At 58.4% G+C, this 16225-nt stretch carries 15 protein-coding genes, 4 tRNA genes and 1 pseudogene; 6 read left to right on the forward strand and 14 right to left on the reverse strand.

Translation table 11 applies throughout. From position 1 onward, the window contains the following. From PMI23_RS17170 to PMI23_RS17195, 6 genes and pseudogenes are all read right to left on the reverse strand, one after another. Positions 1-1207, reverse strand: a pseudogene (locus tag PMI23_RS17170) (type IV secretion protein Rhs); the annotation flags it as partial. Positions 1208-1445: 238 nt separating this feature from the next. Beyond that, entirely contained in the window at positions 1446-1853 is a 408-nt protein-coding gene (locus PMI23_RS17175) for an SEL1-like repeat protein (RefSeq protein WP_007919747.1), read from the reverse strand. Next, a complete protein-coding gene (locus PMI23_RS17180) occupies positions 1854-2225 on the reverse strand; it encodes a hypothetical protein (protein WP_003223109.1) in 372 nt (123 codons plus the stop codon). After that, positions 2222-2563, reverse strand: coding sequence for a helix-turn-helix domain-containing protein (locus tag PMI23_RS17185; RefSeq protein WP_007919748.1), 342 nt, complete (start codon positions 2561-2563; stop codon positions 2222-2224). The genes PMI23_RS17180 and PMI23_RS17185 overlap by 4 nt, the downstream gene beginning before the upstream one ends. Positions 2564-2676: 113 nt before the next feature. Beyond that, positions 2677-3132 (reverse strand): YkvA family protein, encoded by a 456-nt coding sequence (locus PMI23_RS17190; RefSeq protein ID WP_007919749.1) that lies wholly within the window; start codon positions 3130-3132, stop codon positions 2677-2679. 294 nt (positions 3133-3426) lie between these two features. Next, a complete protein-coding gene (locus PMI23_RS17195) occupies positions 3427-4143 on the reverse strand; it encodes an FKBP-type peptidyl-prolyl cis-trans isomerase (RefSeq protein WP_007919751.1) in 717 nt (238 codons plus the stop codon). 270 nt (positions 4144-4413) lie between these two features. Here PMI23_RS17195 and PMI23_RS17200 point away from each other — a divergent pair, with 270 nt between their 5' ends. Then, positions 4414-6222, forward strand: coding sequence for a di-heme-cytochrome C peroxidase (locus PMI23_RS17200; RefSeq protein ID WP_007919752.1), 1809 nt, complete (start codon positions 4414-4416; stop codon positions 6220-6222). Then, complete coding sequence (locus tag PMI23_RS17205; RefSeq protein ID WP_007919761.1) at positions 6219-7385, forward strand: catalase family protein; 1167 nt, start codon at positions 6219-6221, stop codon at positions 7383-7385. The genes PMI23_RS17200 and PMI23_RS17205 overlap by 4 nt, the downstream gene beginning before the upstream one ends. Before the next feature lie 113 nt (positions 7386-7498). On the opposite strand, the gene PMI23_RS17210 is transcribed toward PMI23_RS17205, so the two are convergent. The 4 genes from PMI23_RS17210 to PMI23_RS17225 form a co-directional block, all read right to left on the reverse strand. Further along, positions 7499-7575, reverse strand: a tRNA-Asp gene (locus tag PMI23_RS17210). 19 nt (positions 7576-7594) lie between these two features. Then, positions 7595-7670, reverse strand: a tRNA-Val gene (locus PMI23_RS17215). A 191-nt stretch (positions 7671-7861) separates the two neighbouring features. Next, a tRNA-Asp gene (locus PMI23_RS17220) sits at positions 7862-7938 on the reverse strand. A gap of 19 nt (positions 7939-7957) precedes the next feature. Next, positions 7958-8033, reverse strand: a tRNA-Val gene (locus PMI23_RS17225). Between the two features lie 159 nt (positions 8034-8192). Between PMI23_RS17225 and rdgC the strand changes: the two genes are divergently transcribed. The 3 genes from rdgC to sugE all read left to right on the forward strand — a co-directional run bounded on the left by rdgC (position 8193) and on the right by sugE (position 10664). Continuing rightward, positions 8193-9113, forward strand: coding sequence for a recombination-associated protein RdgC (gene rdgC, locus PMI23_RS17230; RefSeq protein ID WP_007919763.1), 921 nt, complete (start codon positions 8193-8195; stop codon positions 9111-9113). A gap of 151 nt (positions 9114-9264) precedes the next feature. Continuing rightward, positions 9265-10230, forward strand: coding sequence for a bile acid:sodium symporter family protein (locus PMI23_RS17235; protein ID WP_007919765.1), 966 nt, complete (start codon positions 9265-9267; stop codon positions 10228-10230). Positions 10231-10349: 119 nt separating this feature from the next. Continuing rightward, the gene (gene sugE / locus PMI23_RS17240) at positions 10350-10664 is read left to right on the forward strand and encodes a quaternary ammonium compound efflux SMR transporter SugE (RefSeq protein WP_003223093.1); all 315 of its coding nucleotides are present in this window, start codon (positions 10350-10352) and stop codon (positions 10662-10664) included. Positions 10665-10776: 112 nt separating this feature from the next. Here sugE and PMI23_RS17245 read toward each other — a convergent pair whose 3' ends face one another. The 4 genes from PMI23_RS17245 to PMI23_RS17260 all read right to left on the reverse strand — a co-directional run bounded on the left by PMI23_RS17245 (position 10777) and on the right by PMI23_RS17260 (position 15558). Then, entirely contained in the window at positions 10777-12651 is a 1875-nt protein-coding gene (locus tag PMI23_RS17245) for an MFS transporter (protein ID WP_007919767.1), read from the reverse strand. A 99-nt stretch (positions 12652-12750) separates the two neighbouring features. After that, positions 12751-13902 carry a TDT family transporter gene (locus PMI23_RS17250; protein ID WP_007919769.1) on the reverse strand — a complete coding sequence of 384 codons (1152 nt, stop codon included), beginning with the start codon at positions 13900-13902 and terminating at the stop codon, positions 12751-12753. A gap of 105 nt (positions 13903-14007) precedes the next feature. Further along, positions 14008-14319: a cupin domain-containing protein gene (locus tag PMI23_RS17255; protein WP_007919771.1), complete on the reverse strand. Its 312-nt coding sequence runs from the start codon at positions 14317-14319 to the stop codon at positions 14008-14010. Between the two features lie 51 nt (positions 14320-14370). Continuing rightward, positions 14371-15558: an MFS transporter gene (locus tag PMI23_RS17260; RefSeq protein ID WP_007919773.1), complete on the reverse strand. Its 1188-nt coding sequence runs from the start codon at positions 15556-15558 to the stop codon at positions 14371-14373. A 91-nt stretch (positions 15559-15649) separates the two neighbouring features. Here PMI23_RS17260 and PMI23_RS17265 point away from each other — a divergent pair, with 91 nt between their 5' ends. Then, entirely contained in the window at positions 15650-16192 is a 543-nt protein-coding gene (locus tag PMI23_RS17265; RefSeq protein ID WP_042704976.1) for a TetR/AcrR family transcriptional regulator, read from the forward strand. The last annotated feature ends 33 nt before the right edge of the window (positions 16193-16225 follow it).

Genomic DNA, 16225 nt, shown 5'->3' on the forward strand with positions numbered 1-16225 from the left:
CCGGGCAGCCGTTGGTGCAGGTGCGCGGCACGCAATCGGCGCTGTCGCCGTTGGGGTTTTTCGCCTGATCCGGCGAGTCATCGTGAGGCTCGTCTTTCTTCAACAAGGTGTTGCGCTGCGCATTCCAGCGCAATTGCATCCGGCCCTTTTTCACCCCGGTGGCGATGCCTCGGGCGGCAACGCTTTTGTATTGATCGACGTATTTGATGAACCCTTCGACGATGCCGAACATCGCCTTTACCAAACGCTTCACCGCCGACAGCAATTGCACGGCGCGATCCGCCAGACGCAGCGTCAGATAAGCGATGCCTGCGCCACCACTGACAAACGTCAAGACGACGCTGATCAGCACATCGATGAGCATCTGCACCATCATCATCGACGCCGCTTCCGCCGTTTTGCCGGCAACTTCACTGGGCGGCAACATCTCCAGCCAAAGGCTGGCAGTGCGCAACAATAAGCACAGTGCAGCTTCGTCACTGACCAGCAGTTGCAGCTTCTCCATGACCTCGGGCGCAGTTTTCGCCAGCTCGATCAGATCTGCCACGCCACTGCCCAAGCGCTCAACAAACTGGCCGGGATCCTTGAGAATGTCCGAGAGCAAACCAATGCTGTCCCACACCCCCTCGATGGCCGCCCAGCTCCCGGCGAGCATGCCGTTGCCTGCCGCCGTCGCCACCGACTGCGACCACTGCGGCTTGAAACTCTTCCATTCACTGCGTAGCCAGCCATCCAGCTCAGCGGTCAGGCCGTCATAAGCTTTGAAAAGGTCCTCGACCTGATCCGGAGTGACATCGCTGTGCACCTGCACCCGGTAGAACCTGCCAGGTATTCCTTTGAAAGAGCCCTTGCCTTGCTCATCAAGGGTGATAGGGGTGGTTACGCCACCGTCCATGGCGATCACATCGACCACGATGTTGCCCAGCGGAATGTCGTAGACCGACTCGAACTTGCTCTCGATCTGCATCAACCCGCCCTTCGGGCACTGGACGACACCTGAGAAAAATTCGTTGTCGGTGCTGCTGACGGCAGTGCTATCGGAGCCGAAGCGAATGATCCGCTCCATGCCCATCAGCGACGGCAGATCCGCAGCGTGGCTGACCTTGTCCGCCGCGTGACTGGCCCAATGCTTGAGCTGTTCGCGGTAAATACTGAGGGTGGCGGGAAAGCTGTCGAGTGCTTGCTCGATGCGGGTGACGGCGTCCATTAGCGCACGCGGGTGTGCGAAGTGGACTGAATAAGCGGATCAAACATGAGCGTTCCCTCGCGCAAAAATTAGGCGCGGGAACTGTGCGGGGGATCAATCAGGAAAGAAGTCAGGCAAGTAGGCGATGACTGTAGGACTTATCTGTAAAGCATCACCAGCAGCTAAACAGGTGCACAGAAACGCAAACGCGGCGTGAGGAAAACCTCACGCCGCGTTTATCGTGCGGACACAAATGGATTTACTGCGTTGAATCCCGAGCGCTCAGCTCTTTCAATTTGAGCTCAGCCAACGGATGCCCGGCCTTGGCAGCCATCCCCCACCAGCGTGCGGCTTCGACAGGGTCCGGGAGTTTACCCAGCGTCCCGGCCAGACTGATCACACCGACCTGATAAGCCGCTTTGCCATCGCCTGCGAGCGCCGCCAAGCGCAACAGGCGCACACCTTCTTCACGCGCGCCCAAGCCGACACCGCGAAAGGTCAGGATGTGCCCATAGAAGCTCTGCGCACCGACATCGCCAAGGTTGGCCATGCGCGCAAACTGCCCTTCGAGCCAGCGCCAGCCACGCGGTTGTCGAACGAACCATGACCAGTGAAACAGCCTACGGGCCAGCCAGTAACTGGCCCGCGCCTTGAGTCGTAAAAACACTCAGGCCTCCGCCGATTCCGGGTACTCGTATTCAAAAACACGGACAACTTCCGAAGCATGCCAAGAGGCCGCAGCAACACCATCGGACGGCCCGGAAAAACGCCCCAGACGTTCAACACACTCAAAGAAACCGGTACGCGGCAGGCGACTGGCACCTTGGCTGATCACCAGTGAACTGCGCAACGGTTGTTCGGCCTTGGCATCCAGCGCGGCCAGATGCTCAAGCGCGGCGGTCAAGGTTTGCATGGCCGGTGTCGGCAATTGCAAACGCTCGAGCAAGGCCCGATAAGTCAGTAGATGGCGCTGACGGCGCGCTTGATCCAGTTCTCCGAGCAATCCGTCCCAATGTTGACGACTGATGCGTACGCTCACGATTCATCCCTCCACCCTGGCACCGTCAATTCCCAAGCCAGGCTGCGGCGAATCGCGGCGTCGGGCTGACGCTCGCCACTTTCGATCATGGCCAGATAAGACGGGCTGATGCCTACCGTGCGGGCCAACGCCTCAATGGCGATGCCCTTCCCTTCGCGCAAACTGCGTAGTTGATCCAGACCTGGAAGAATCGTGTCTGGTGAGGCCGCGAGCGGCGTAGGTGCCGGACGCGACGGTGTTTCATTAATGCCTGCTGCTTTTAGTAGAGCCTGATACTGAGCCCACGGCAGAACCGCGTATTCGGGTTCGCCATCGCGTGCAATTATCTGAATATCCATGACTACCCCGTAGGACAACAACACTTAGCGAGTCGGCACTTTTCCCTAGAAGTGTAATCCTAACAGCGGCCAAGGTCGCGGGGGGTATCTATCTGTAGGCGGGTGTTGAGGAATCAGGTTTTTTTCGGCCCCTGAAGTTGCAGTTGCTCGGGGGTATCCGGCAGGCGTTCGACGACTGCGAGCTTTTCCGGTTGCTGACGATTGCGCCACAGGCGAAAGGCATTGAGCTCATCGTCGAGGGTTTTCATCAGCCAGGCGAGGACGGCGATGTCGTCGAGCATGCCGAATACGGGAATGAAATCCGGAATCGCATCCACCGGGCTGAGGAAATACATCAAACCCGCCACCACCGACACCAGCGCTTTGCCACTGATGGCGCGGTACTCGCCGCGCCAATAGGCCAGGCACAAAGCCTGGAGTAAACGTAAATCGTCCTTGAGTTTACCGAGGCGATTGCCCTGCGCAGCGCCTTTGCTGGCAACCGCAAACAATAAGGTCGGCAAACGGCCGCGTGCGAGCAGGCGGCCGGCCAAGGGCAGGAATCGAGCAAAATTCCACGGAGCTTTCATCTATTCCTCCCGTTGAAATGTTATCCACACAAATTGTGGATAACCTTGTGAACAGAGCTGCATTTCAGCGCTGAAAGCCCCGTTTCATAAGGGCTGCGCTCAGATCGGGCGTTTTTTACTCACATAAAAAACCCCAATATTTCATTGACTTGGCTGCTCAGGGCGGCTAGCGATGGCAGTCTCATTGGCTATGACTCTCCCGACCGCCATCGGTTCGCTCTGTTTACCCTTGCCAGGGTCCAGATGCAACAACGCCCCGCATAAGCGAGGCGTTGTTGTTGAAGCCTTTACCAATTACTTGGCAGCAGCGGCTTCTTTGGCTGGATCCTTGATGGCCAGCAGTTCCAGGTCGAAGACCAGAACCGAGTTGGCCGGGATTGCCGGGCTTGGCGACTGAGCGCCATAAGCCAGATCGCTAGGGATGTACAGTTTGTACTTCTCGCCAACGTGCATCAGTTGCAGACCTTCAACCCAACCCGGAATCACGCCGCTTACCGGCAGATCGATCGGGCTGCCGCGCTCGACGGAGCTGTCGAATACGGTGCCGTTGGTCAGCTTGCCGGTGTAGTGAACAGTCACTACGTCAGTCGGCTTGGGCTGTGGGCCGTCGGCTTTCTTGACCACTTCGTATTGCAGGCCGGAAGCAGTGGTGGTTACACCCGCCTTCTTGCCGTTTTCTTCGAGGAACTTCTTGCCAGCCGCAGCCGACTCTTCGCTCATTTTGGCCATACGCTCTTCAGCACGCTTTTGCAGCGCGGCGAAGGCTTCGACCAGTTCTTCATCTTTCAGCTTCTGTTCTTTCTTGCCGACGGCATCTTCGATGCCCTGGGCTACCGCTTTGGAGTCCAGATCATCCATGCCTTCCTGAGCCAGGCTCTTGCCCATGTTCAGGCCGATACCGTAGGAAGCTTTTTGCGCCGGGGTTTTCAGCTCTACGCTGGTCTGCGAATCACAACCCGCGAGGACCAGGCTAACCAGGGCAACCGCCGCCGCCAACCGATGCTGTTTCATGCTATTTCCTTGTTCATGCGCCGAAAGGGCAATCGAGTAAAGCCGCGAGCTTATCAGGCCGCCACGACCAATGGCTACCGGCATGAGAGCAGGAAACTTCCGATAAGTTCAGGGATTAAAACGCATCGAGGCGAAGCGACGATGAAGCTTCTGTCATCTTGTCCCGACAATCAGCGTCGTTCCTTCTCGCATCATCTGGCGTAATGGCCACTTGCCGCATGGGGGCGTGCTCAGGCATAACAGCGGAACAAATCGACAAGGATGTTTATCTTGCGCCTCTTATTCCGTGTGCTGACCCTGATCGTCGTGCTGCTGGGACTGGTTCTTGCCGTGGTCCTGTATTACGTCGCCAACCCGAAATTGCCCTTCTACACCCCCGCCGAGCAGGTGCATTACCTCGATCAGTGGAGTGACGAAGACCGGCAAACCTACTATTTCACGCCTCAGGGTACGCAGGTCAAAGGCCTTCGCTACGAGTGGTTCCAGGCCTTGGAGCTGCCTTTTTCTGAACAGCGTTTCGCGTCCTCCGATTACCTCGCGCGCTTCGGGTTTCTGATTGATCCGCAGCACAAAGCCACGGCGAACAACCCCGGCAACCTCCCCGTCGGTTTTGCCCGCCATCAGAATCCCGGCAGCTCTGAGCAATATCTGGACATTACTTGCGCCGCTTGCCACACCGGCGAATTGCGCATCAACGGCCAGGCCGTGCGAATTGACGGGGGCACCGCGCAACATGTGTTGCCTTCCAGTGTTCCTACTTTGCGTGGTGGCAGTTTCGGACAGGCATTGGTGGCAAGTCTGACCGCGACTTACTACAACCCATGGAAATTCGAACGTTTTGCCAGAATCGTGCTGGGCGACGAATACGACACGCGTCACGAGCAATTGCGCAAAGACTTCAAAACCTCACTGAATACATTCCTCAAAGTCGCCTGGAACGATACCCATCGCGGCCTCTACCCGACCGAAGAAGGTCCCGGCCGCGCCGATGCTTTCGGACGCATTGCCAATGCGACGTTTGGCGATGCGATTTCCCCCGCCAACTACCGCGTGGCCAATGCCCCGGTGGATTACCCGCAGCTCTGGGACATGTGGACGTTCGATTGGGTGCAGTGGAACGGCTCGGCGCAGCAACCAATGGCGCGCAATATCGGTGAAGCGTTAGGCGTCGGCGCCACCCTGAATTTTTTCGATGCCAACGGCCAGCCGCTGCAAGGCGAAGCACGCTATGCCTCCAGCGTGCGCGTGCGTGATCTGCACAAAATCGAAGAAACCCTGCAAAGACTCAAGCCGCCAGCCTGGCCAGAGGATCTGTTTGGCGCCATCGACAAACCCTTGGCAGCCAAGGGCCGCACGCTATTTGTCGAGAACTGCGCCGGTTGTCACGTACCGCGCCAGACTCAGGAAGGTGAGCGCTGGGTGCAGCATTTGCACATGCTGCCGGCCAGTGTCATCGGCACCGACCCGACCGCTGCCGACAATATCGCCAACCACCGTTTCGACCTGACAGCCCTGCAGTGGGATCTGAAAGAACTGGAAAAAATGGACGTCAAGCTGCATCCGACACCCAAGGAGCCACTGGACTTGAGCCAGTTATCGGTGGCCAAGGGCTTGGCTTACGTCACCGCTTTCGTCGAAGACCGCGCCTATCGCGAAGCCAACGTCACGCCGCAGGAAAAACCACGCATGGACGGCTTTGGCCTGCCGATCGGCGTTCGCGAAAAAGTCGCTTACAAGGCCCGCCCGCTGGCCGGTATCTGGGCCACCGCTCCGTTCCTGCACAACGGTTCGGTACCGAACATCTATCAGTTGCTGTCGCCGCAGGATGAGCGCGCCACAACCTTCTTCAAAGGCACCTTTGAATACGATCCGCGACATCTGGGGTATCGCACCGAAGCGTTTACCAATGGCTTCCTGTTCGATACGCGGATCACCGGCAACCACAACAGCGGCCATGAGTTCCGCGCCGGCGAACGTGGCAACGGCGTGATTGGCCGGCTATTGCAGCCCGAAGAACGCTGGGCGCTTCTTGAGTACCTGAAAGTCCTCGGCGGCCCACTGGAGGCGCAACTGCCATGATCTCAACCTTCAAGAAAGAACAGTCGCTGCTGGCCAGAATCTGGTTGTGGCTGGGTCGTTTGCTGGGCAAGGTTCTGTTGATAGCGCTTGTCATCGGCTTGCTCGGCTGGGCCATCGCTACGGTCTGGTTTGCCTGGCAACACCGTGGCCCGGTGTCGGCGCAGGAGCAGATTCCCACCGGCGAAGCGGCGATGACCCAGGACGTGATCCAGACCGCCGTACGCATCGTCGATCAACACCGAGAAAGCACACGGTATCTGCGCGACGCCCATGCCAAGGCTCATGGTTGTGTAAAAGCTCAGGTGCAGGTGTTGCCGCAACTGGCGCAGTCGCTGCGACAAGGCGTGTTCAGTGAGCCCGGCAAAACCTGGCAAGCGATGATTCGCCTGTCCAATGGCAATGCCTACCCACAGTTCGACAGCCTCCGCGACGCGCGGGGCATGGCGATCAAACTGCTGGACGTATCGGGAAAACAGCTGCTTGGCAATCGCCAGTCACAGCCTGAGCAGGATTTCGTGATGTTCAGCCACCCGAACTTTTTTGTCAGCGATGTCGCCGAGTACCGTCAGAATGTGGCGGCGCAGGCTGACGGCAAAAAGGTCATGGCGTTTTTCCCCGGCTGGGATCCGCGCAGCTGGCAGATCCGCCATTTGTTTATTGCCTTGGCAACGCTATCGCCGCCACCGGACAGCCCGACAGCGACGACATACTTTTCGGTTTCGCCCTACAAGTTCGGGGAAGCCAATGCAAAGTTTCGTGTTGCACCCGATCCGGACAGTTGCCCTGCCTATACACTGCCCAAACAGAACCACGACCTGCCGAATTTCCTGCGCAGCGCTTTGACTCAGCAGTTGTCGACGGACCGGATACCAGCCTGTTTCGTACTGCAGATCCAGCGCCAGGATGCCAACAAGTACATGCCGATCGAAGACACCAGCATCGAATGGCGCGAGCAGGACTCACCCTTTGAAACGGTCGCGCGGATTACCCTGCCGCCGCAGGATTTCGATACCCCGGCGCTAAATCTGGCGTGTGACAACCTTTCGTTTAATCCGTGGTTCGGGCTTGAGGCGCATCGGCCGATTGGCGGGATCAACCGCTTGCGTAAAACGGTATATGAGGCAGTGAGCGACTATCGACACAGCCAAAATGCTGCGCAGTAGCACGGTGTCATGACACCGTGGAAACTTGAAATCAACAAATCCGGGACAGCAAAAAGCCCGCACTAGGCGGGCTTTCTGTGGAATCTGGCGTTCAGTGTTCCAGATTCCGAATATGGCGCAGCGGACGGGACTCGAACCCGCGACCCCCGGCGTGACAGGCCGGTATTCTAACCGACTGAACTACCGCTGCGCGAAACGCTTGAAACGAATGGTGGGTGATGACGGGATCGAACCGCCGACATTCTGCTTGTAAGGCAGACGCTCTCCCAGCTGAGCTAATCACCCTTCGCTTCGTTACGGGACGCATTATGCCACAAGTTTTCGTAAAGTGTTGATTTAATTGAAGTTTTTTTCAAATAAATCCGAAAACCGGTAAAACGACACATCCCGCGGGTACAACCTTGGAGCAGAAAAAAACCCGCCTTGGCGGGTTTTTCCGTGGTGACCTGGCGTTCAGTGGTCCAGGTTACCGAATATGGCGCAGCGGACGGGACTCGAACCCGCGACCCCCGGCGTGACAGGCCGGTATTCTAACCGACTGAACTACCGCTGCGCTAAACACTTGAAACGAATGGTGGGTGATGACGGGATCGAACCGCCGACATTCTGCTTGTAAGGCAGACGCTCTCCCAGCTGAGCTAATCACCCTTCGCTTCGGTGTGGCGCGCATTCTACGGAGCGACCCAACCTCTGGCAAGCACTTTTTTAAATAATTTTCTCAGGCCTTCCAAAGGCTTAGAGAAGGGTTGGCCTATGAGACGGCGAAGACAATAATGCCCCCCTTTGTATAAAGGAGAGACTCACCCCATGTGGTTCAAAAACCTGCTTATCTATCGCCTGACCCAAGACCTGCCTGTCGATGCCGAGGCGCTGGAAACTGCACTGGCCACCAAACTGGCGCGTCCATGTGCAAGCCAGGAGTTGACCACCTACGGTTTCGTCGCGCCGTTCGGCAAAGGCGAAGATGCTCCATTGGTGCACGTCAGCGGTGACTTCCTGCTGATTTCCGCCCGTAAAGAAGAACGCATTCTGCCGGGCAGCGTCGTGCGTGACGCGGTCAAGGAAAAGGTCGAAGAGATCGAAGCCGAGCAGATGCGCAAGGTCTATAAGAAGGAACGCGATCAGATCAAGGATGAAATCATCCAGGCGTTCCTGCCGCGCGCCTTTATTCGTCGCTCGTCGACCTTCGCCGCCATCGCGCCGAAACAGGGCCTGATTCTGGTCAACTCGGCCAGCCCGAAACGCGCTGAAGACCTGCTGTCGACCCTGCGTGAAGTGATCGGCACCCTGCCCGTCCGTCCGCTGACCGTGAAAATGTCGCCTACCGCGACCATGACCGAATGGGTCACCACGCAGAAAGCTGCCGACGACTTCTATGTGCTGGACGAATGCGAGCTGCGCGACACCCACGAAGACGGCGGCATCGTCCGTTGCAAGCGTCAGGACCTGACCAGCGAAGAAATCCAGCTGCACCTGAGCACCGGCAAAGTGGTCACTCAGTTGTCGCTGGCATGGCAGGACAAACTGTCGTTCATGCTCGACGACAAGATGACTGTCAAACGTCTGAAGTTCGAAGATCTGTTGCAGGATCAGGCGGAACAGGACGGTGGTGATGAGGCACTGGGTCAACTGGATGCCAGCTTCACCCTGATGATGCTGACCTTCGGTGATTTCCTGCCGGCGCTGGTGGAAGCGTTAGGTGGCGAAGAGACTCCGCAGGGGATCTGATCGGTTTTTTGTGTGAACGCTTAAAAGATCGCAGCCTTCGGCAGCTCCTACAGAGGACGTGTTTTTCTGTAGGAACTGCCGGAGGCTGCGATCTTTTTGCTGGCGACGTATGCTTAGCTTCCTAACGCTTTCACATAATAAGGATCAAGCCATGCGCGCACTGGCTGCACTCAGCCGCTTTGTCGGCAATACCTTCGCTTACTGGGTTCTGATTTTCGCGGTGATTGCGTTCCTGCAACCGGCGTGGTTCCTCGGCCTCAAAGGCGCGATCGTACCGTTGCTGGGCCTGGTGATGTTCGGCATGGGCCTGACCCTCAAACTTGACGACTTCGCTGCCGTCGCCCGCCATCCGTGGCGCGTGGCGCTGGGCGTAGTCGCGCATTTCGTGATCATGCCCGGTGTGGCGTGGTTGCTCTGCCAAGTGTTCCACCTGCCGCCGGAAATCGCCGTCGGGGTGATTCTGGTCGGCTGCTGCCCGAGTGGCACTTCTTCCAACGTCATGACCTGGCTGGCTCGGGGTGATCTGGCGTTATCGGTGGCCATTGCCGCCGTCACCACCCTCCTCGCCCCACTGCTGACCCCGGCGCTGATCTGGCTGCTGGCTTCGGCGTGGTTGCCGGTGTCGTTCATGGAGCTGTTCTGGTCGATCCTGCAAGTGGTGTTGCTACCGATCATTCTTGGCGTGGTTGCCCAGCGTTTGCTTGGCGACAAGGTTCGTCACGCCGTCGATGTGTTGCCGCTGGTGTCGGTGGTCAGCATCGTCATTATCGTGACCGCCGTGGTGGCGGCCAGTCAGGCAAAGATCGCCGAATCCGGCCTGTTGATCATGGCCGTGGTCATGCTGCACAACAGCTTCGGTTATTTGCTGGGCTACTTCACCGGGCGCCTGTTCAAGCTGCCGCTGGCCCAACGCAAGTCGCTGGCACTGGAGGTGGGTATGCAGAATTCGGGATTGGGCGCTGCATTGGCCAGTGCGCATTTTTCGCCATTGGCGGCGGTGCCGAGCGCGTTGTTCAGCGTTTGGCACAATATTTCCGGCGCGCTGCTGTCGACTTACTTCCGGCGCATGAGTGAAAAGGAAGATCGCGAGACCCTGGCGCAGCAAGTGGCTGACTGACCTCGAAACTTGATCCCCGGGTTAATGCTAGTCAAACTAGCGCGCAACGCGGGGACGACCCTGCGGCTCGATCGAGTTATTAATCTGGGGACGACCCCGTCTATCGATGGAGGTCTTGCATGTCCTGGATCATTCTGTTTTTCGCCGGCCTGTTCGAAGTCGGCTGGGCCGTCGGCCTGAAATACACCGACGGCTTCACCCGCCCGCTGCCCACCGTTCTGACCGTTGCGGCCATGGCCATCAGCCTTGGCCTGCTTGGCCTCGCGATGAAGGAATTGCCGCTGGGCACGGCCTATGCGATCTGGACCGGTGTCGGTGCCGTGGGCACGGTGATTGCCGGGATCATTCTGTTTGGCGAGTCGATGGCGTTGATTCGGCTGGCCAGCGTAGCGTTGATCATTACCGGGTTGATTGGCCTCAAGGTCAGCGCTTAAGCCACTAGCGCTTTCGAGCAGGCTCGCTCCCACATTCAACCGCGTTCCGTCAGAGGAATACGATCAACTGTGGGAGCGAGCCTGCTCGCGAAGAGGCCCTTAAAATCGCCGACTATCTGATGGCCCCGCGCAACTCCCCCACCAACACTTGCAACTGCGCCGGCTCAGCAGCATCCACGCCCACCGGCGCACCCGCCACCAACGTCACCCGCGACCACAACCGCCGAAACACACCTTTATTCGGATCGCGACTGAAGAAACTCCCCCACAACCCCTGCAACGCCAACGGAATCACCGGCACCGGCGTCTCCTCGATAATCCGCGTCAGCCCACCGCGGAATTCGTTCATCTCGCCATCGGCAGTCAACTTGCCTTCCGGGAAGATGCACACCAACTCACCCTCCTTCAGATATTGAGCAATGCGCGTGAAGGCCTTTTCGTAAATCTGGATGTCTTCATTACGTCCGGCAATCGGAATTGTTCCCGCTGTGCGGAAGATAAAGTTCAGCACCGGCAAGTTGTAGATCTTGTAGTACATGACAAAGCGAATCGGCCGACGCACCGCGCCGCCAATCAGCAAGGCATCGACGAACGACACGTGGTTGCACACCAGCAATGCCGCGCCTTCATCGGGAATCGCCTCAAGGTTACGGTGCTCGACGCGGTACATGGAATGGCTGAGTAGCCAGATCATGAAACGCATGCTGAACTCGGGGACGATCTTGAAGATGTAGGCGTTGACGCCGATGTTCAGCAGCGACACCACCAGGAACAGCTGCGGGATCGACAGCTTGGCCACGCTCAACAGCACGATCGAAACGATGGCCGAAACCACCATAAACAACGCGTTGAGAATGTTGTTGGCGGCAATCACCCGCGCGCGCTCGTTTTCAGCGGTACGTGACTGGATCAAGGCATACAGCGGCACGATGTAGAAACCACCGAAGATGCCGAGGCCAAGAATATCGATCAACACCGCCCAGGTGTGCACGAAGCCGAGCACTTCAATCCAGCTGTGGCCGGTGACGCTGTCGGGAATTCCGCCGGAGTGCCACCACAACAGCAAACCGAACACGGTCAGACCAAACGAGCCGAACGGCACCAAGCCAATCTCGACTTTGCGCCCGGACAGTTTCTCGCAGAGCATCGAGCCGAGCGCGATACCGACCGAGAACACCGTCAGAATCAGGGTGACCACGGTCTCATCACCGTGCATCCACTCTTTGGCATAGGCCGGAATCTGCGTCAGGTAAATCGCCCCGACAAACCAGAACCATGAGTTGCCGACAATCGAGCGTGACACCGCCGGCGTCTGGCCCAGACCGAGTTTCAACGTCGCCCACGACTGGCTGAAGATGTTCCAGTTCAGGCGCATTTCCGGGGAGGACGCCGCTGCACGGGGAATGCTGCGGCTGGCCAGATAGCCCAGCACGGCAATCCCGACGATCGCGCAGGACACCAACGGCGCATAGTGACTCGAAGACATGATGACCCCGGCGCCAATCGTCCCGGCGAGAATCGCCAGAAACGTGCCCATCTCCACCAGGCCGTTGCCGCCCACCAGTTCATCCTCGCGCAGCGCTTGCGGCAGGATCGAATATTTCACCGGCCCGAACAGCGCCGAATGCGTGCCCATGGCGAATAGCGCCACCAGCATCAGCGACAAATGATCGAAGAGGAAACCGACCGATCCTACGGCCATGATCGCGATTTCCGCGAGTTTGATCAGACGAATCAGCGCGTCCTTGGCGAACTTTTCGCCAAACTGCCCGGCCAGTGCCGAGAACAGGAAAAACGGCAGGATAAACAGCAACGCACACAGGTTGACCCAGATCGAACGGTCACCCTCGATGGTCAGCCGATAGAGAATGGCGAGGATCAGCGACTGTTTGAACACGTTGTCGTTAAACGCGCCGAGCGACTGCGTGATGAAGAACGGCAAGAAGCGCCGGGTGCGCAGCAGGTTGAACTGTGAGGGGTGACTCATCTTCCGTGTTTCCCTGATGTTTAAGGTAGAGAGGCCTGGGTACTGCTTATTGGATTCTCGAAGCGCGATCCAGGCCACACCTTACCTAAACTTTTCAGGTTATTTCTTCAAACCTGCAATGCACGGCGAGACAAACAGCTCGCCACGCCAGGCGCCCTGCACGGTGCGTTTACCGACAATCAGCCACATCACCGCCAGCAACATCACCAACAGCGTGCCGACGACGCTGAAAAACGTCAGGTTCAAGGTGCTCGCCAGTTTCAGGGTTGCCAGCGAATACACGCCCAACGGAAAGGTGAATCCCCACCAGCCAAGGTTGAACGGGATGCCGTCACGCAAATACCGCACGGTGATCAGCAGTGCCATCAGCATCCACCACAGCCCGAAACCCCACAGGGTAATGCCGGCAATAAGTCCCAGACCCGAGGCGATTTCACCCATGCCCGGCAGACCGTTGGCCGCGAAGATCGCTGGCGCATCACCGCCGAGCAGCAACATGCCCAGCGCACCGGTACCGATCGGACCGAGGGCCAGCCAGCTCGAAGCGGCCATGTTTTCGTGTGGCAGTTTATGCAGGGCCATGCGCAGCAGCAGAATCGTCAGAATGCTGAACGCTACCGGCAGGGAAAAAGCCCAGAGCACGTAGCTTGTCGTCAGTACCACCAGTTGCGAGTGGGCATCGGTGAGATGCGGCGCGAGCAAACCACCGCTGGCCGCTGCCACTTCGGCTGCGACGACCGGCAACAGCCAAACGGCGGTCATCTGGTCGATGCTGTGTTCCTGACGGGTAAACATCATGTACGGAATCAACACGCCGCAAGCCAGTGACATGGCCACATCAATCCACCACAGCACTTCGGCAAGATGAATCACACCGTCGCCCCAGCGCGGCAGGCCGAACAGCAGAAATCCGTTGATGATCGTCGCGAGACCCATGGGAATGGTGCCGAAGAACATCGATACCGTGGAATGGCCGAAAATCCGCCGTGCCTCATCGAAGAACAGAACCCAGCGGGCGGCGTAGGCAGCGGTAAACAGGCTGAACAACAGAATGTTGAACAACCACAAACCTTCGGCGATGGCGTGCAGGCCTGGAATGGCCAAAGGCAATTGCGCCAGCGCCAACGCCAGCACACCGGTGCCCATGGTGGCAGCGAACCAGTTCGGGGTGAACTGACGGATTACTTCGCGTGGATGCTGAAGCTGGCTGAACGGCTTGATGCCGGGTTTGGCGCTATTGGGGCAAATCATCATGAACTCCTGTCCTCCGGTGAGGTTGAGTCCATGGTAGAACCGAATCGAATATCTATATAACGGGTAATATCTCTAACTGTTATCTGCTTTACCAATAAGCATTCAGACGCTGCGCTCGCTCTCGATCACCAGAATCCGCGCAGAGCCTTGCGGATGGGCGACGTGCTCGGTGCCGACGCTCGCATAGAAGATGTCACCGACATCCAGCTGCACCTGTTTTTCTTCGCCCAGTTCGCGGTAATGCATCAGCACTTGCCCATCCAGCACCACAAACACTTCCTCGCCGTCGTTGATGTGCCATTTGTACGGCTGATCGGTCCAGTGCAGGCGCGTGGTGATGCCGTTCATGTTGGCGATGTCCAGCGCACCCCAGGCGCGCTCGGCGGTGAAGGTTTTGCTGCGAATAATCTTCATGAGTCAATCCGTGAGAAGAAGGCGGGCCAAGGCTAACCGAAACCGCAGTGATTATGGAGCTCGGCACACTTGGGCTGGCGCAGGACGCAGGCTGAGCAACAACGCGGCGACAGCCAACACGATCAAAATCGCCCCGTAACCATCGGTGGTCGCCAGCAATCCGTAGCTGCGCGACAAGTGCCCAGCGAGCAACGCTGGCAGGCAGAACGCCAGATAACTGAGCACGTAATACGCGGCCATCAACCCCGCGCGCTCATGGGCCAAGGCCAGCGGCACGAGGCTGCGCACCGCACCGAGAAATCCTGCACCGAAGCCGCAACCGGCCACCAGCGTGCCAAGGAAAAACAGCGCCAGACTGGCGCTGTGCACACCCAGCAGAATCAACACCAGACCAATCGGCAGCAGGCTCGCGCCTAGCTGCAATGCCCGTGCGGCGGGACGATTGCGCAGGGTGAAAATCATCAATGCACCGGTCACTGTCAGGGCGGCCACGGTTGCGCCGCCGATCAGATTGGACGTCGAACCGGTGGCGGTGCGCACCAATGACGGTGCCAACGAGGCGTAGAAACCGCCGAGCGCCCACGTTGCCGTATTCAGCGGCAACACGCGCCACAAGGTGGCCCGCGCTTGAATCGGCACGTGCAATGTCGGCCGCAACGAGGCCCACGCCCCCGCTTGCGGAGTGACGCTTTCCGGTAAGCGCCAGACATAAATGCCCTGCAATACAAACAGTGCGAGCAGCAGCCAATAGCTCAGTTGCAACGGCGCTGGCGCAAATTCGGCCAGCAAACCGCAGCCCATACCGCCCAATGCCATGCCCAGCAACGGCGCCACACTGTTGATCAACGGTCCTTGCTGACGGTCGGTGTCGAGCAACGTCGCGCTTAAAACGGCGGTGGCCATGCCGGTCGCAAAACCTTGGAGTACACGCGCACTGATCAGCCAAGTCACACTGTCGGCGTAGATAAACAGCAGCATCGCCAACGCGTTGAGCACCACAGCGGTGAAGATCACCGGTTTGCGCCCGAGGTGATCAGACAGCGAGCCGACTGTTAATAGCGCCGCCAACAGACTGAGTGCATACACGCCAAAGATCAGCGTCAGCACCGCGGCCGAGAAGTGCAGTTGATCCTGATAGAGGTGATACAACGGCGTCGGCGCCGTGGAGGCGGCGAGAAAACTCAGTAAAGTCATCGCCAGAAACCACAGGCGGGATCGGTTGTTAGCAAGGCTGGTCATGGGCACACTCCGCAAAAGCTAATTTTTTGCTTTTGCGGAGTGTGCTACTGCCTCGCGCTTAAAGCAAATTCTTTGTGTTAAGGTCTGCCGCATGGCTATTAAAGAAGGTTTACGCCCCGGCGGCCGCAGTGCCCGGGTGCAAGATGCAATTCATTCGGCAGTTCGAGCGCTCCTGCAAGAACAGGAGCGCTCGACCGTGACCGTCCCGCAAATTGCCGCGCGCGCCGGGGTGACGCCGTCGACGATTTACCGGCGTTGGGGTGATCTGTCGGCGTTGCTGGCAGACGTCGCCCTCGCCCGCATGCGCCCGGACAGCGAGCCGGCGCAAACCGGCAGCTTGCGCAGCGATATCCGCGCGTGGGCCGAGCAGTATCTCGACGAGATGAGCTCCGAGCCTGGGCGCAACATGATGCGCGACGTACAGGCCAGTGCTACGCCGGGCTATTGCGTGACGATCATCGGCGCGCAGTTGCAGACGATCATCGAGCGGCATCCGGATGAGGCGGCGCCGAGTGTCGATCGGTTGATCAATCTGGTGGTCGCGCCGGTGGTGTTCCGCATTCTGTTTTCGGCGGCGGCGCTGGAGGTGGATGAGTTGCATCGGTTGATTGATATTGCGCTGCGTCAGGACTGACACCGATATTCATGTAGGAGCTGCGGCACGCTG

Origin of the sequence: Pseudomonas sp. GM24 (assembly GCF_000282235.1) — a bacterium.
GTDB lineage: Bacteria > Pseudomonadota > Gammaproteobacteria > Pseudomonadales > Pseudomonadaceae > Aquipseudomonas.

Coding starts and splice junctions, on each gene's coding strand:
- PMI23_RS17185 (WP_007919748.1), bottom strand. CDS start 2,563: ATGGATATTCAGATAATTGCACGCGATGGCGAACCCGAATACGCGGTT.
- PMI23_RS17190 (WP_007919749.1), bottom strand. CDS start 3,132: ATGAAAGCTCCGTGGAATTTTGCTCGATTCCTGCCCTTGGCCGGCCGC.
- PMI23_RS17195 (WP_007919751.1), bottom strand. CDS start 4,143: ATGAAACAGCATCGGTTGGCGGCGGCGGTTGCCCTGGTTAGCCTGGTC.
- PMI23_RS17205 (WP_007919761.1), top strand. CDS start 6,219: ATGATCTCAACCTTCAAGAAAGAACAGTCGCTGCTGGCCAGAATCTGG.
- rdgC (WP_007919763.1), top strand. CDS start 8,193: ATGTGGTTCAAAAACCTGCTTATCTATCGCCTGACCCAAGACCTGCCT.
- PMI23_RS17235 (WP_007919765.1), top strand. CDS start 9,265: ATGCGCGCACTGGCTGCACTCAGCCGCTTTGTCGGCAATACCTTCGCT.
- sugE (WP_003223093.1), top strand. CDS start 10,350: ATGTCCTGGATCATTCTGTTTTTCGCCGGCCTGTTCGAAGTCGGCTGG.
- PMI23_RS17245 (WP_007919767.1), bottom strand. CDS start 12,651: ATGAGTCACCCCTCACAGTTCAACCTGCTGCGCACCCGGCGCTTCTTG.
- PMI23_RS17250 (WP_007919769.1), bottom strand. CDS start 13,902: ATGATTTGCCCCAATAGCGCCAAACCCGGCATCAAGCCGTTCAGCCAG.
- PMI23_RS17255 (WP_007919771.1), bottom strand. CDS start 14,319: ATGAAGATTATTCGCAGCAAAACCTTCACCGCCGAGCGCGCCTGGGGT.
- PMI23_RS17260 (WP_007919773.1), bottom strand. CDS start 15,558: ATGACCAGCCTTGCTAACAACCGATCCCGCCTGTGGTTTCTGGCGATG.
- PMI23_RS17265 (WP_042704976.1), top strand. CDS start 15,650: ATGGCTATTAAAGAAGGTTTACGCCCCGGCGGCCGCAGTGCCCGGGTG.